Source organism: Psychrobacillus sp. NPDC096426 (assembly GCF_044762745.1).
Lineage (GTDB): Bacteria > Bacillota > Bacilli > Bacillales_A > Planococcaceae > Psychrobacillus.
On sequence record NZ_JBIWEX010000017.1, the window covers coordinates 51,780 to 67,590 of the forward strand.

Genomic DNA, 15,811 nt, shown 5'->3' on the forward strand with positions numbered 1-15,811 from the left:
GGTAAAAAATGAACGTAGAATCGCAAATATTACAATGGTTTGACCACTTTCACAAATATCCGGAAATAAGCTGGAAGGAATACGAAACGACTAATAAACTGGCAGAAATTTTAGATACCCTAGAAGTGCCGTATCGCCGTTTCGACGACGTAACGGGACTACTTGCGGAAATTGGAGAAGGCGACGAAGTCATTGCTGTTCGTGCGGATATCGACGCACTTTGGCAAGAAGTGGATGGCGAATTTCGTGCCAATCATTCATGTGGGCACGATGCGAATATTTCTATGGTATTAGGAGCTTTATTGTTACTTAAAGATGAAAAACTAAATAAACGTATCCGCTTTATATTTCAGCCTGCAGAGGAAAAAGGAAATGGTTCAAATGCGATGATTGATCGAGGAGCATTGGAAGATGTGACGCATCTATTTGGTGTGCACTTACGTCCAATCGAAGAACTTCCTTTTGGAAAAGTATCACCTGCAATTCATCACGGAGCAGCGATGTTTTTAGAAGGAAAAATTAGTGGAATCGATGCGCATGGTGCACGCCCACATCAAGGAAAGAATGCCATTGATGTGACAGTAGCCATTCATCAGGCACTGAAAAATCTTTATTTCTCCCCATTTGAAGCGTATTCGGCGAAACTGACGAAAATTCAAGCTGGTGGAGAAAATGCGAATATTATTCCGGGTAATGCAACATTTTCCATTGATGCCCGTGCACAAAAGAATGCTGTTTTATTTCAAATGAAAGACCAAATTGAAAAAGACTTACACGCCATTCAACAATTATTTGATATAGAAATAGAGTGGGAATGGGAAGATATCACGCCAGGTGCGGAAGTTTCCAAAGAAGCTGTTGCTAGGACGAGAGAAGGTATTATCGAAGTAGTTGGAATGGAAAACCTTGCAGAAGAAGTAATTACTTCTGGAAGCGATGACTTTCATTTTTATACGATTAGACATCCCGAAGTGAAAGCAGCAATGATTGGTATTGGAGCAGATCTTGCACCAGGCCTACATCATCCGTATATGAAGTTTAACTTTGATGCACTTGCAATTGGTGCAAAAGTTATAGCGAAAACACTCTTAAATAGTGCTAAAAACAATTGACGATAAAATTGTAAGGCTGTAAAATTAATCCTATTAACGACCATTTAACGACAATTCCGAATTGTCTGGATAGTCTTGAGGGGGATATTTTATGAGAGGAAAAGAGAAAGTAGTTTCTAAAAAGGAAATGACTTTGTTATGGGCTATTGTTCCATTACTTGTAATGATTTTATGTATGATTGTTGCGGTCGTTTTTTTGGAGCAAGGACCACATATTCCATTAATCATTGGGACATCGATAGCAGCACTAGTCGCTTGGAAGCATGGTTTTAAGTGGAACGATATTGAAGAGATGATGTACAAGGGGATTAAATTAGCATTACCAGCAGTCGTTATTATTATGTTAGTAGGATTAACAATTGGAGCTTGGATTGGTGGAGGAATAGTCGCTTCCATGGTTTATTATGGTTTGAAAATTATTACTCCAGCATTTTTCTTACTAACAATTTGTGTAATTTGTATGATTGTTTCTCTAGCAATCGGTAGTTCTTGGTCTACTATGGGAACTATTGGAGTTGCAGGAATGGGGATTGGACTAAGTATGGGGATTCCAGCACCGATTATTGCAGGGGCAATTATTTCAGGATCGTATTTCGGAGACAAGATGTCGCCATTATCAGATACAACAAATTTAGCGGCAGGCTTAACAGGTACTGATTTGTTTGTACATATTCGTCATATGTTATTTACTACTGTACCGGGAGTCATTATTGCTTTAACGGTATATGGTTTTCTTGGTATGAAATATAAAGAAAGTAATATTGATCAGGATAGTATTGGGCAGGTAATTCTGATGTTGGAGAAAAGCTTTGTTATTTCCCCTTGGTTACTGTTGGTGCCAGTGGCTGTAATCGGGCTTGTCGTTAAAAAGGTACCAGCAATCCCTGCGTTAGTAATCGGAATTGTTTTGGGTTCTTTCGCACAAGTTGTTGTGCAAGGGGGAAGCCTTTCGGGGGCACTTACAGCACTTCAAAGTGGTTATGTGATTGAAACTGGGAACAAAATGGTAGATGGTTTATTTAATAGTGGTGGTTTAGATTCGATGATGTATACGGTGTCTATGACGATTGTTGCGATGACATTTGGAGGGATATTAGAGTATTCTGGTATGCTGCAATCGATGATGAATCAAATTCTTAAATTAGCAAAGTCAGCTGGTTCGCTAGTGGCATCAACAATTATTGCTTGTTTTGCAACGAATGCGACATGTTCAGAGCAATACATCTCAATAGTTGTACCTTCTCGAATGTTTGCAACTGCTTATACAAAAATGGGATTACATTCGAAAAACCTTTCCCGAGCATTAGAAGATGGGGGAACTTTAACGTCTGTATTCATCCCGTGGAATACATGTGGTGTATTTATACTTGGAACTTTAGGGGTAGGGGCATGGGAATACGCTCCGTACGCTGTACTGAATTACGTAGTTCCATTATTGTCTATTGGATATGCAGTAACTGGATTCACTATTCAGAAGTTATCGAAAGCAGAAATGGTAGCTTTGCAGCAGAAAGAAGCGATGGAAGCATAAGTGGAAAAGGAAAGTTCAGTTTGATTGAACTTTCCTTTTCTTAATATGTAGAGAAATTGAATTCATAAATCGCACGGGGGCGTCCTTGCTGATACGTCATTTCCCCACCGGTAACTCGGGCATATCCATGATTGACTAGCTTTTTCAACATACGTTCAGTCGTACGTCTACTCACTTGTAAGTAGACTTCCAAATCATGTGCTGTAAATTCAACGGAGCTATGTGAACGACTAAATTGCATGATTTTGGACAAATTTGCGGGACTCAACGTCGTTTCTTTTGCTATTTGGACTAGTTTTGGGTCATTTGTTTTCAGGTGTATTTGCTGTTTATTATTTGGGTATGGACCAATTAACTCTTTATGGTCGGTTAATAAATATGCAGTGTTCTCAGTAGCGTATGGCAAGGCATCCTTTGCATTTTGTGTTGCTTCTATCACTGTTTTTCCGTAACCAAACGCTATTTTTATAGGGTTTGAAGCAAGGTCAATCCAATGTGGGACCGTATTATTTTCAAGTGCACGTTGCACATTGCCTTGTGTAGAAAAGAACGTGTATAAATGGGTATCTGTTTGAACATAATTTGCTTGAATAGTATTAGCTATTTTCTTTACTATTTCTTCTGAGATTATTTCAGTTAATTGGACGTATCCAACTGCAATTTTTGCAGATTCACTTTTTGCTAAAATTGCTTTAGATTTTGCTTCTTCTAGTCCTTTTAAGATGGAGTTTTTAGAATCTAGCATTCGAATAACTGGAACTCCTCTCCCTTGTAATGCATGAAAAACGGCATGAATACTTGTGATTGCAAGGAAAGTTCTTCCGCTTTGGTGTAATTCAGCATGGAATTTCACGACGTCTTCTAATTTGGAAGTAGCATCAATTTTTAGCATATGTGGAAATTGTTCTTGTTGCCCGATGTCCTCCAAAACATTTTGTATTAACCGCGGTTCGATTATATCAATAGAAAAATGTTCAATAGAAATATTATGAGAAAAATATACAGATAATAGCGTGGTTGTAATAACTGCTTCATCTTGTTTTAAATAATGGGTTGGTACAGGTAACTTTTCACTTGCTTCTTGTGCAAATATGTATGGGAGCGAACCAGAGAAAAACACAACATCGCAAGGTTTAATATTTTTAACTATTTCGGTTGCATCCACTGGCGTTTGATAGATATAATAATCCAATCGAGTAGAAACTAATTCATGTTCTAAGCCTTTTAGTCGTTCGATAAAATTAGCAGAGCCTAGCACAGCTATTCGAATATCCATAGATAATCCCCTTTTTTTAAATGATTAACGTCTATTTAACGACAACTATAACGATAAAATAAAAACTTGTAAAGAAAGTAGGAAAATAAAATGAAAATTAAAGAAATAGAGATATTCGCCATAAGATTGCCTTTAGTGGATCCATTTATCATTAGTTACCATACATACGACGATATGCCTTCGATTATCGTAAAGCTTACGACAGAAGAAGGGCTTGTCGGATACGGTGAAGCAGTTGCGGATGAGCACGTAACAGGCGAAACATGGGAAGCTACATATGCACTACTACAAAACACACTAGCACCGTTACTAATCGGCGAGAATCCTATGGAATTCGAACGTCTACATGAAAAAATGGACAAAGCAGTCTATCAAGCGCCTGCTGCAAAAGCGGCACTCGATATTGCTTGCTACGACGTAGTAGGAAAAAAACTAGGCGTACCGGTCTATCAATTACTTGGCGGTCGCTACCATGAGAAATTCTCGATTACACATGTATTAAGTATTGGAACTCCAGAATCAATGGCAGCAGAAGCGGAAAGTCGTATGAAAGAAGGCTATGCATCGTTTAAGATGAAAGTCGGAACAGAAGTTCAAGTAGATGTGGAACGTATCCAGGCAGTGCGTGAAAAAGTAGGAAAAGAAATCGCTATTCGTGTCGATGTAAACCAAGGCTGGAAAAACAGTGCAAATACCATTAACGCAATGCGTCAACTGGAGCATTTGGGACTTGATTGGCTAGAACAACCAGTAATCGCAGATGATTTCAACGGAATGGTCGAAGTAAAAGCGAAAACAAGTACACCCCTTATGATGGATGAAGGGTTAAGAGGATTCCGTGATATGCGCGAACTAATAGAGAAGCAAGCGGCACATAAAGTAAATATTAAGCTCATGAAATGTGGAGGCATTTATCCAGCGATGAAGCTTGCCCATATGGCAGAAATGGCAGGAATCGAGTGTCAAATTGGCTCCATGGTCGAATCTTCGATTGGATCTTCAGCAGGATTCCATGTCGCATTTTCCAAAAAAGCATTTACGAGCGTAGAGCTAACAGGTCCGTTAAAATTCTCGAAAGATATTGGAAATCTGCACTATGATGTGCCTTTTATTCAGCTAAATGAACGCCCAGGACTAGGAGTAGACGTGGACGAATCAGTATTACAAGAGTTAACCGCATTTCAGGCGAAAGTGACAAAGTAAGAGGTGTTTATATGAAAGAATGGACAGGTATGCTCGGCGAAAAAGAATACGTAGTTCGCTTATTGAAAAAGGATAGCGTAGAAGATATTTTACGCCTTCAAGATATTGTACTAGGAACACTGATAAACAATGACTTTCTATCACCATTAACAGGTGAAGAATACGAAGATGCAATCTCGAAAAATTTAATGGTAGGTGTATTTGTAGAAGGCAAGTTAATCGCATTCCGCGCATTAGCCATACCTGAAATAGATGAATATCATCTTGGCTACGATATCGGACTAGAGACGGAGCAGTTAAAAAAGGTCGTCTATCAAGAAATTACAAACGTGCATCCGGATTACAGAGGATTCGGTTTGCAAAAAAAACTTGGAACGATTGTAATGGAGCTCTTAGACGCTTCTCCATATACGCATGTATGCGCAACCGTTGCTCCATTCAATATTGCAAGTTTAAAAGATAAGTTAAGCCAAGGTTTGGTCATCGGCGCATTGAAAAATAAATACGCAGATATGTTACGCTATGTTTTTTATAAAAAACTCCATGAAGATCGAGAAGCCGGTAGTGAAGTGTTAGAAATCAATATGGCTGACACAGAGAAACAACAGCAGCTACTAGCAAATGGGTGGATTGGAACGAGTATTTTGCAAAAAGATGATGAATGGTATGTGACGTACGAGGAAAAAGGGTCGTATTTATAAAATTGGAAAACACCTAGTGAGGATTGAAATCACTAGGTGTTTTATGGTTATATTCAATTCAGTAAATTTGTATGAAATCGAATCGAACCTCTGAATGGGTATTGCTTTGTTGAACAATAAAAAAACATTACGAAATGAATAAAGAAAATTTATTATAGTTCAGAATTAGACTTTCGTTTTCTCCTAAATCTAATATTTCTCCTAAAATTAATAGCGAATTCTAAAAATTCTGTTATAGTATAATTAATAGCTTTGTATCTTTGTTTTCAAGCGAACATAATAATTTGAAAGTAAAAGAAGCATTGAAACTGGAGGTAGTATATTGGGAAAATTTATAAAATTAATAGGTTTCCTTGTAATTATTCTTTATGGATGTGCTCCAGATCCAGTCAAAATAGAAGTAGAAAATTTAGAATCAATAGATGAGCCCGAAACTGTTGAAAAACAGGAAATAATGACTGATGAAAGTGAATTAGTAAAATCTCAATTTGCCCCAATGATTGAAGCTATTGACAATAATGATGAAGAAGGATTTATAGAGTTTCAAAACAGTGCAAATTCCTTGTTTTATAAAGAGCAAAAGAGATGGATGGAAGAAGCGATTTTTAAAAAGCAACAAGGCTATACTTTTTCCGTGAACATTGGAGAAGTAAATCTAATGTCTTCAGATAAAGGGGATATGGAGTTAATTGTAAACATGAAATATCAAGACAAGGAAACTCAAAATAAAGTTTTATACTCAATTGTTAAATTAAATAACAAGTGGGTAATTGATGATGTACCTTTCAAGACAATCTCTGAAGGGAAAATTGCTGTGTTGTATGTTTCAGACTTAGAAGAGGAAGCTTTGACTGTGTTAAGAGAGGCGAGTGATATTGTTCATCTATACAATAATGAATTTGGTTGGGATCCAAAGGGCATAACGATAAAACTTTATGATTCTAGGGAACAAGTATCTGCCACTATACCTTGGATTGGACTAACTGGTTGGAATGAGACAGGTGAGTCGCTTAAACTCATGATTGAACCGTCTGCATCCTTCAGTACCCTTGCGCATGAGTTAGGTCATAATATGCTTTCTGATTTCTCCAACGATAACGTATCACTATACATTCAAGAGGGTTTCGCAACCTTACTTCAACATGTAGTAGAAAAAGATGCAGCAGGTAAACCTTTAATTAACTTAAATAATCTACCGTATAGGGAGCAGAAATTACTATCAAATAGGGATTTGGTTTTTTTATCGATAGATGACTTGAACAAATTGGATTACAACAACACGCTTGAAATTTATGGCTTAGGTTTTTTGCTTACCGATTACTTAATCAAAACTCAGGGCTTTGATAAATTTATGACTATGGTAAAAGAATTAATAAATGAACCATATATTGACAGTAGATCTGAACATAAACTTCAAATACTTTCAGAGAGAACAACTAAGGCAATCGAAAAAGTTTATGGATCAACCGACCAAGTATCAGATGGCTATATAAATTATTTTACTAATAAGCAGTAGCTTTTATAAAGGAAGTGTATTAAAAAAATATAAAATACGGATAGACTGTATATAATTTTTAGTTATATATTATCCAACAAGTAACGCCCTCTATAAAAACAGAAAACACCTAGTGAGAAGTAGCACTAGGTGTTTTCTGTTCATTATTAATTCACTTTTTTGCCAATCAAGACCTCTAAATCCACCGTAATTTCTGCAGAGTCCTTATCTAAAAAGTCCTTTAGTTTTTCTTCTGGCGTTGCCCAAGTTAAAGGGGTCATGCGAACTAATGCATGAATGAACGGTTTATCCAAGTCAATTGTATAACGTATCCGAGAAGTACTTATCATTTGGAAATTCTCTTTAAATAGATCAACTGTATCTGCATTGGAGTACGCTTGTTTCTCTGGTTCATCATATACGACTTCTCTTAATTCTTTTAAATAATCTGTTTGAGGGACTACTTTAATAACTAAGCCATCGTCTTTCAATAGTCGCTTAAACTCGGCGTAATTGGAGGGGGACAGGATATTGAGAATAATATCGAATTGTTCGTCTTGAAATGGCATCTTTGCAAGATCTGCTACTAACCAAACTTTATTCGTATAGTTCTTAGCAGCTGCTAAGATACCTTCTTTCGAAATATCAATGCCTACTCCAGTTATCGGATTCCCTAAATCAGCACTAACCGTATCGCATATAGAAGACAGATGTGAGCCCTCGCCGCAACCAGTATCCAGGATAAATGCTGGATTTTTTTGTTCTTTAATAATTTGAGCAATCGCACTGCTCAATGGTTCGAAAAAGTGACCTTCCGCAATCAATTTTCTACGCGCTTCGAATAGATCATTTCCGTATTTCGTTTTTATCGAATGGCTCAGCATATTAATATATCCTTGTTTACTAAAATCATATGTATGATTGTTTGCGCAAACTAAACTTTGCAATTCATAAACGCTCATGGATGAGTCGCAAATAGGACATTTAAATATGGACTCAAAACCGCTTACATGGTGAGCACTTTTTATTCTATTGGTCATTTTAGACAAAATAACACCTCTTGTTTTCTATAGAAAATGAACGAATGACCCTGTGGGTGATTGTTATAAACAGTGTAGCAAGGCTATTTTTTAATTGCAAATAATGCTCAAAAGAATCATATATAGAATGGGAAAGGTTGCCTCAATTGAAATTGAAGACAACCTTTTCTCGTTTTTCATGGCAAATGAACAGTTTGCTAGATTTAGTTGTAAAAATAGGGTGTTTAGTTGTAAAAAATGAAGCTTTAGTTGTAAAAATAGGCGTTTTAGTTATAAAACACCTTTGCCGGATGAAAATCCACTTTGCTCCTTCTTTCAGTAAAAAGTATGAGGTTCATTCAAGACGTTTGACTGAATGCAAAATAAGAAATTTGAATTATAGTGAGAATAATAAGAATTTCAGCGAAGAGAACTTAGGATCCGGGTGAACCTCACAATGGAAGGGATACATGAAAATGAAAAACCTATATAACGATTCACGATTTCGTTTAATTATTTTTGCTAATATTGCTTCGTCTATTGGATCAGGTATCACGATGATCGCGATACCGTGGATGCTCGTATCAAGTGAAAATGGCAATGCGGTATTTGGCTACGTTACAATATGTATGACGATTATTAGTTTCTTAATCACCCCGCTAGTAGGTAATCTAATCGATAAAATGTCACGAAAGAAACTGCTTCTAACGAGCAATATAGCTAGTTTTGTAATGTTACTATTTTTTTCAGTTATTGGATTTGTTGGTCTGTCTTATGAGGTATGGCATTATATAATCATTTATATTATTGGAAGCTTGTATTACACTATTTTTTTCCCAACAATGTTTGCTTTAAATCAAGAAATTTTTCATAAAGATCAATATAAAATACTAAACGGGACTATGGAAGTGCAAGGTCAGCTATCAAGTGTCATAGCAGGTGCATTGGCTAGTATTTTATTGTCTAAGTGGGATTTGCATTATATTTTGCTCCTTAATGTATTTGCCTATGTGGCAGCAATTTATTTATACGTAAAAATTCCATATGTGAGGCTTAAAAATAGCGAGACGAAGGGCACTTCCGGATCTAAAGGTGCAGAAGGCTTAATATACATGTGGAAACGTCCTGCTATGTTCTTGTTTTTATTCTTTTCGATTATGCCATTTATCGGTGTTATGATTACGAATTACCTGTTTCCTGTGTATTTAGCGGATGTGCTAAAAGCTTCCGGAAGTTTTTACGGTATCCAAAGTATGGTTTATGGGGTAGGAGCAGTAATTGCGGGAATGATCGTACCTATTATTGCTAGGAAACTAGGGGATGAAAAGACAATCGTATATAGCGTTATTACCTATACTATTGCTATTTCGCTAATTGTTATCGCTAATATTCCTTTTTACTTATCACTTATGTTTTTTATCGCACTAGGAAATAGCGGAGCGCGTGTTGCCCGAAATTCTTTCTTAATGGATCGAGTCCCAAATGAAATAATAGGAAGAGTGGATAGCCTATTTCGATCCGTTGGGCTTCTATTAAGGATTATTTTACTTGGTATTTTTACAGGTATGGTATCAGCAGGTCTCATTATTTATTGCTTCTTTATACTCAGCGGAATACTAATTATTGCATCTATATTCGTATCTTTCTCTTGGAGAAATGGCTTTGAGATAACTAGAAAAAATGTGGATATTAAGATAAAAAATAAACGATTAGCAAAAGCTAAAACTTGAATGGGCCATCCAAATGTGTATAATGTAAATTAATTGCATACGTTAAATGTTTTCTAGGGTTCCGCAACGAGTTAGTTGGTCTGTGACCGAGAGAAAACGCACAGCTACGGCCGTGTCACGGAAGGATAAAAGCCTGGGAGAAACTGTTTTTACAGTTCTCCCAGGCTTTTTTTATCTTGATTTATCAAAATTTGGAGGGATATTTGTGCACAAAGATTGGTTGAAAGTCTATATTGCTGCTTTTTTTGAAGTTTTTTGGGTGGTTGGCTTGAAGCATGCGGATGATTTCTGGAGTTGGGCAGGGACGGTTATTTCAATTATTGTCAGCTTTTATTTGATGATAGTTGCTGGTCGTAAGCTTCCTGTCGGGACGGTATACTCTGTTTTTGTTGGAATGGGGACAGCGGGAACAGTCCTTTCTGAAATTCTGTACTTTGGAGAAGCGTTTAAACTCAGTAAAATACTGTTGATTGTTATTTTATTGGCTGGTGTCGTTGGATTGAAATTAGTTACGAAAGACAAAGTGCAAGAAGGAGATGAATCGTAATGGCATGGATTTCACTCATAGTAGCAGGGATTTTGGAGATGTTTGGTGTCACGATGATTACCAAACTGCACAAAGACCGTAACTGGAAAGCATTCGTTCTTCTATTTCTTGGATTCGGAGGTAGCTTCTTGTTTCTTGCATATGCGATGAAAACTCTCCCTATGGGAACGGCATATGCCATTTGGACAGGAATCGGTGCGTCTGGTGGTGCAATTTTAGGTATGATTTTATACGGGGAACCGAAAGATTGGAAAAGACTTGTTTTCATCGCAATGGTATTGGGAGCGGCAATTGGATTAAAGTTAGTATCTTAAGGTTTTAAAGATAATCTGCCAATTAAAAGCAGGTTATCTTATTTTTTTCTATTCATTAAGTAAAATGCTGTACCTGCAATGAACAAAGCGGTACTTAAAGCCATTGCTATGCCGTTCCATTCTCCGTTGAATAAGGTGATATTAGTTAACGCAATAAATTGCATTAAGATAATGATAATATACAGCCCAGTTATTGCTTTCATAAAACATTCTCCTTTGAAATATATTTACTTCTTCTTTCTAATAGCTGGTAATCTTTCGTTTTAAATGTTGGTATGTCATGTTTATGTGCGAAGGTAAGTAATTCATGAAAAATTTCATTAGATGAAAAAAGAACAAGTCGTAAATTTAAACCTTTTCTAGTATGAATGAGGGCCCCTCGCATAGCCCAATTATAACGCTTGAGCTCCACTTTTTTTATTTGAGAAGGAGGAATTACTCTTTCGTAAATACAAATAGTCATAAGAAAAGTTTCGAATGTCAAATGACCATCCTGAATGGTGAAAGTATATGTAATGAAAAATACTGTAATGAGGTAGAGAACTATTAGAACGTTAACATAGAATAAGTATCCGAAAGATTGGGTGATGACATTTAGTACAATATTTGTCCCCAGGATTAACAAAAATAAAACTAATAACGATTTCTGGGATTTAGCATGGAAAGCCATTTGATGTCACCTCTTATAGTATTTAAAAGTCTAGTAGTAAAGGAGGAAATGAATAGTAAGATGGCGACTATTATTTTCAAGAAGGGGGTGGTTAAACATTTGACCTAACAAATTATTAGCACCTCTATTTGTATTGAAAATGTGGATATATATGTTAATAGTGTAGCATTTGAAGAAACTGATATCTACTTATTTCTGAAAGTTTTGATTACCGTTATGTAATATATTTCCTGAAACCGTTCAACCTTCTATCCGTATAATAGCTAAGTAGGAAAAAGGAAGAGAGATGATTGTATGGCGTTTGTATTTATTATTTCGGCTGTTGCAGCAGTTGTTACTGCACTAATAGTCGTACCGCTAACCGCTAAGAGGAAGAACATGGTGTCTTCTCTTATTGGTGTAGCGATTTTGACATTTATTTTATTAGCAACTGTATATTATTTAACGAATTTAGACCGAAATTGGACGGCTTTATGGCCTTGGCTCGTACTTGCTACTTTAACAGGGATGATTCTTTCAAGAGGAATCGAACAAAAAGCAAAAGGTGTGCTTTTCCTTACTAGTTTAATAGTTGCAGGTTATATGTTATTTGCACCTTTTGGGAATGCAGATGAAAAATTTGAAGTGGCTAAAATGGATGAAAAAGTAGAAATCGAAGCGTTTGATGAAACGAAAACACCTGCTAGCGTACCTCCTCAATTTGCACGAAATAAAATGAAAAAAGCGTTTGGGCAAGTGCCAAATACAAGCTATTATGAATTAGGCAATTTACAAATTCAAAAAGTGAATGACGAGTACGTATACATTGCACCAGTCGAATTTTCGGGGCTTTTCAAATGGTGGAATGGAGATGTAACACCTGGTTATTTTACGATGAGTGCAACAGACTCATCAGATAATCCTGAATTTATCGAAGCGGAAATGACTTACACGCCATCGTCTTTCTTCCATAAAAACTTGGAAAGACATATGCGTATGAAGCATCCGACAAAGATATTTTACGGGGATGTACAATTGGAAATCGATGAAGATGGAAAACCATATTACATTCGTTCTTACGGAAAGTTCATCTCTGCTCGTAATGGTTTTGATGCAGAGGGAATTGTTGTAGTAGATCCTGCTACAGGTCAAACAGATTCTTATGCGCTAGCGGATGTTCCAGCATTTATAGATGGAGCAGTATCGCCGGAAACGGTTAGCTTGCAAAATAGCTATTATGGGAAATATATACATGGATTCATGAATAGTTTGTTTGGTAAGAAAGACGTGAAGTTGCCTTCTGACGAAGGAACGGAAGCAAATGTTAGTCCAATTTTCGGAGAGGACGGTAAAATGTATTACTTTACTGACTTTACAAGTCCGAAAGAAGGCGTAGATTCGATGCTCGGCTATTCATTAACAGATGGTCGAACTGGTAAAGCAACTTACTATACTGGAAACTTGGAGGATTCATATATGGATTCACAAGGAGCACTTCAAATTATTGAAAAGAAATTTATCGAAAAGAAATGGGAAGGTGAAATGCCAGTCTTGTACAATTTTTACGGAGAGGCTAGCTGGTTAACCCCGGTACTCGATTCGAATGGGTTTTTACAAAATTATTTCATCGTATCTGCCGCAAACCCAGAAATCTCTGTGTACGGAAACACACCAAACGAAGCATTGAAACTGTATAAAACAGCTATTCAACGAGGTGGAAGTACCGTGGATGGTAGCTCTAAAGCGGAAGAAAAATCGGTAACTGGTTCAGTTGTGCGCGTCTTCAAGGAACGTGTTGGAGACTTCACTCAAATTTCATTCTTACTAGACAATAAAGAAAATTATATTGTATCTTCCGAAATTGCCCCACTCGCAGTTTATATGGCAGAAGGAGATATCGTTCAAGTCACGTACTTAAACACAGGAGAATTGTTCTTACCTGTTAAAGAGGTAACGATTAGAGGAATTGAAAATAAGTAAAGTAGATAATTATTAACAAGCTGAGCTATCCTAGTTTTATAGGATAGCTTTTGTATTATAATATAAAACGATTTAGACAAAAGGGGTGATTCTTTGAAAATCCATTACTTAACAATAGGCGAAGTGGCGAAACTCAGTAATATATCTATCCAAACATTACGTTTTTATGATCGTATCGATTTATTTAAACCGATAAAAATTGACCCAAAAAATCAGTATAGATATTATCAAAATACCCAATTATATTATTTAGACATTATTAAATCGCTAAAATATCTTGGCCTGTCTTTAGAAGAAGTTAAATCTGTACTAAGATTGAGTCCCGAAGAACTAGTGGATTATTTGGCAGATCAAGAAAATAAAGTCGAAGAGGAATTTCGGAGACTGATCGAAACAAAAGAAGTATTAAAACGAAAAAAGGAACAAATCCAATCATTTGTAGTGGAGTCCGATAAAATGCATGTCTGTGTAAAGGAAATGCCTGCACAAAAAATAGTGAAGATAAAAACATCCAATATAAGTGTGAACGATATTCCAAACAGAGAATATGGACTTATTAGCAAGGTGCTAGAAGATATGGGGAGTGTATTCGATACACTGTATGGTGGCGCATTTGCTTTACGTAAATATGAATTGCTGGAAGATATCCATTACGACTACTTATTTACATATGCTGTGACAGACAAGGAAATCGAGATTAACATGGAGGACGTAGAAATAAGCACCATACCTGCAGGTCAATATCTTAGTATTACTTTCGCATCTATAGATGACGCATACCAAATCTGTTATCAACAATTAATGGACTATATTGAACAGCATCAGATAAAAATAGAACCAATCGTATATGACGTTTGGATGCCGATAAATTTCTCTGCTTCCAACGAAGATGAATTCTTAATCGAACTCAAAATACGAATTCAAGCTACTTGACCCTATAGTTACTATAGGGTTTATTTTGTAGATAGAAAGTAATTTTTACTAGATAGCAAGGAGCTTGAAAATTGGTTATGCAAAAAAATAGTTTGAATAAGACAGTATATTTGGTACTAGTCAATTTATTTGTTGTGTTTTTAGGGATAGGATTAATTATTCCTGTAATGCCTACATTAATGAGAGAAATGCATTTAGAAGGATCTACGATGGGTTACTTAGTGGCAGCCTTTGCGTTCACGCAACTATTAGTATCTCCAATAGCAGGAAAATGGGTTGATACATTTGGTCGTAAGAAAATGATTGTGATCGGTATGCTTCTTTTTGCACTGTCCGAGATGCTTTTCGGATTTGGGAAAGATGTAACGGTATTGTATATATCTAGAATGTTAGGCGGGGTTAGTGCGGCTTTCATGATGCCTGCGGTGACTGCTTTTGTTGCGGATATTACTACATTAAAAGAACGTCCGAAAGCAATGGGGTATGTGGCAGCAGCCATTAGCACAGGTTTTATCATTGGACCGGGAATTGGTGGTTTTTTAGCTGAACATGGTACAAGGCTTCCTTTCTTTGTTGCAGCGGCTTTAGGGTTTTTAGGATCTGTTTTTTCATTAGTAATTTTGAAAGAACCTAAACGACCAGAAATAGAAGAGAAGAAAACAGAAAAGCAAGTAGCAAAATCAGGGTTCCGCAAAGTGTTGGAGCCGATTTATCTCATTCCGATGATTATTATTCTTGTATCTAGCTTCGGATTGGCTGCTTTTGAAACAGTCTATTCTCTTTTCGTCGATCATAAATTTTCCTTTACGCCAAAAGATATTGCTTTAATCATTACAGTCAGTGGAATTCTAGGTGTCATTGCTCAAGTGTTATCTTTTGACCGTATCGTAGGGAAAATTGGAGAGATTAGGCTAATCCAAGTTTGTATGGGGGTATCGGCAATATTCATATTTGCGATGATTAAAGTGTCATCGTACTGGTCGATCTTACTTGTGACTTTTGTTATTTTCCTAATGTTTGATTTAATACGTCCTGCATTGACAACGTATTTGTCTAAAATAGCTGGCGATGAGCAAGGTTTCGTAGGAGGATTAAATTCTACTTTTACGAGTGTAGGAAATATTATAGGTCCTGGTATAGCGGGAATTTTATTTGACGTGAATATCGATTATCCATATGTATTATCGATGTATGTACTTGCACTTAGCTTTGTAATTTCGCTATTTTGGAGAGAGCGAACTAACTAAAAAAAGCTATTCTAAACAATTTGAACCGCCCCCGTAGATGTTAGACACCAATCTAACATCTACGGGGGCGGTTC

The 15,811-nt window shown here is 36.5% G+C and carries 15 protein-coding genes and 1 riboswitch; of the genes, 12 read left to right on the top strand and 3 right to left on the bottom strand.

Going from position 1 to position 15,811, the window contains the following annotated elements:
- Nucleotides 1-8 precede the first annotated feature (8 nt).
- A complete protein-coding gene (locus ACIQYS_RS14655; protein WP_402981458.1) occupies nucleotides 9-1,112 on the top strand; it encodes an amidohydrolase in 1,104 nt (367 codons plus the stop codon).
- A gap of 91 nt (nucleotides 1,113-1,203) precedes the next feature.
- Nucleotides 1,204-2,643 (top strand): Na+/H+ antiporter NhaC, encoded by a 1,440-nt coding sequence (nhaC, locus tag ACIQYS_RS14660; protein ID WP_402981461.1) that lies wholly within the window; start codon nucleotides 1,204-1,206, stop codon nucleotides 2,641-2,643.
- Between the two features lie 40 nt (nucleotides 2,644-2,683).
- Here the strand turns inward: nhaC and ACIQYS_RS14665 are convergent, their stop codons facing one another.
- On the bottom strand, nucleotides 2,684-3,919 hold the full coding sequence (locus tag ACIQYS_RS14665; protein ID WP_402981465.1) for a hypothetical protein: 1,236 nt from the start codon (nucleotides 3,917-3,919) through the stop codon (nucleotides 2,684-2,686).
- Nucleotides 3,920-4,009: 90 nt separating this feature from the next.
- On the opposite strand from ACIQYS_RS14665, the gene ACIQYS_RS14670 reads away from it, so the two are divergent.
- The 3 genes from ACIQYS_RS14670 to ACIQYS_RS14680 all read left to right on the top strand — a co-directional run bounded on the left by ACIQYS_RS14670 (nucleotide 4,010) and on the right by ACIQYS_RS14680 (nucleotide 7,339).
- Nucleotides 4,010-5,122 carry a mandelate racemase/muconate lactonizing enzyme family protein gene (locus tag ACIQYS_RS14670; RefSeq protein WP_402981468.1) on the top strand — a complete coding sequence of 371 codons (1,113 nt, stop codon included), beginning with the start codon at nucleotides 4,010-4,012 and terminating at the stop codon, nucleotides 5,120-5,122.
- An 11-nt stretch (nucleotides 5,123-5,133) separates the two neighbouring features.
- Entirely contained in the window at nucleotides 5,134-5,823 is a 690-nt protein-coding gene (locus ACIQYS_RS14675; RefSeq protein ID WP_402981471.1) for a GNAT family N-acetyltransferase, read from the top strand.
- 322 nt (nucleotides 5,824-6,145) lie between these two features.
- On the top strand, nucleotides 6,146-7,339 hold the full coding sequence (locus ACIQYS_RS14680) for a hypothetical protein (RefSeq protein WP_402981474.1): 1,194 nt from the start codon (nucleotides 6,146-6,148) through the stop codon (nucleotides 7,337-7,339).
- 146 nt (nucleotides 7,340-7,485) lie between these two features.
- Here the strand turns inward: ACIQYS_RS14680 and ACIQYS_RS14685 are convergent, their stop codons facing one another.
- Complete coding sequence (locus ACIQYS_RS14685) at nucleotides 7,486-8,358, bottom strand: methyltransferase domain-containing protein (protein WP_402981603.1); 873 nt, start codon at nucleotides 8,356-8,358, stop codon at nucleotides 7,486-7,488.
- Nucleotides 8,359-8,504: 146 nt separating this feature from the next.
- On the opposite strand from ACIQYS_RS14685, the gene ACIQYS_RS14690 reads away from it, so the two are divergent.
- The 4 genes from ACIQYS_RS14690 (at nucleotide 8,505) to ACIQYS_RS14705 (ending at nucleotide 10,928) form a co-directional block, all read left to right on the top strand.
- Entirely contained in the window at nucleotides 8,505-8,786 is a 282-nt protein-coding gene (locus ACIQYS_RS14690; RefSeq protein ID WP_402981477.1) for a hypothetical protein, read from the top strand.
- A gap of 21 nt (nucleotides 8,787-8,807) precedes the next feature.
- Complete coding sequence (locus ACIQYS_RS14695; protein WP_402981480.1) at nucleotides 8,808-10,067, top strand: MFS transporter; 1,260 nt, start codon at nucleotides 8,808-8,810, stop codon at nucleotides 10,065-10,067.
- Nucleotides 10,068-10,109: 42 nt separating this feature from the next.
- Nucleotides 10,110-10,209, top strand: a riboswitch (guanidine-I (ykkC/yxkD leader).
- A 63-nt stretch (nucleotides 10,210-10,272) separates the two neighbouring features.
- Nucleotides 10,273-10,614 carry a DMT family transporter gene (locus ACIQYS_RS14700; RefSeq protein ID WP_402981483.1) on the top strand — a complete coding sequence of 114 codons (342 nt, stop codon included), beginning with the start codon at nucleotides 10,273-10,275 and terminating at the stop codon, nucleotides 10,612-10,614.
- A complete protein-coding gene (locus tag ACIQYS_RS14705) occupies nucleotides 10,614-10,928 on the top strand; it encodes a DMT family transporter (RefSeq protein ID WP_402981486.1) in 315 nt (104 codons plus the stop codon). The genes ACIQYS_RS14700 and ACIQYS_RS14705 overlap by 1 nt, the downstream gene beginning before the upstream one ends.
- A gap of 38 nt (nucleotides 10,929-10,966) precedes the next feature.
- Here the strand turns inward: ACIQYS_RS14705 and ACIQYS_RS14710 are convergent, their stop codons facing one another.
- Nucleotides 10,967-11,131 (bottom strand): hypothetical protein, encoded by a 165-nt coding sequence (locus ACIQYS_RS14710; protein WP_402981489.1) that lies wholly within the window; start codon nucleotides 11,129-11,131, stop codon nucleotides 10,967-10,969.
- A 761-nt stretch (nucleotides 11,132-11,892) separates the two neighbouring features.
- On the opposite strand from ACIQYS_RS14710, the gene ACIQYS_RS14715 reads away from it, so the two are divergent.
- The 3 genes from ACIQYS_RS14715 to ACIQYS_RS14725 all read left to right on the top strand — a co-directional run bounded on the left by ACIQYS_RS14715 (nucleotide 11,893) and on the right by ACIQYS_RS14725 (nucleotide 15,737).
- Nucleotides 11,893-13,557, top strand: coding sequence for a hypothetical protein (locus ACIQYS_RS14715; protein ID WP_402981492.1), 1,665 nt, complete (start codon nucleotides 11,893-11,895; stop codon nucleotides 13,555-13,557).
- Nucleotides 13,558-13,650: 93 nt separating this feature from the next.
- Nucleotides 13,651-14,490 (top strand): MerR family transcriptional regulator, encoded by an 840-nt coding sequence (locus tag ACIQYS_RS14720; RefSeq protein ID WP_402981495.1) that lies wholly within the window; start codon nucleotides 13,651-13,653, stop codon nucleotides 14,488-14,490.
- 77 nt (nucleotides 14,491-14,567) lie between these two features.
- A complete protein-coding gene (locus ACIQYS_RS14725) occupies nucleotides 14,568-15,737 on the top strand; it encodes an MFS transporter (protein ID WP_402981606.1) in 1,170 nt (389 codons plus the stop codon).
- The last annotated feature ends 74 nt before the right edge of the window (nucleotides 15,738-15,811 follow it).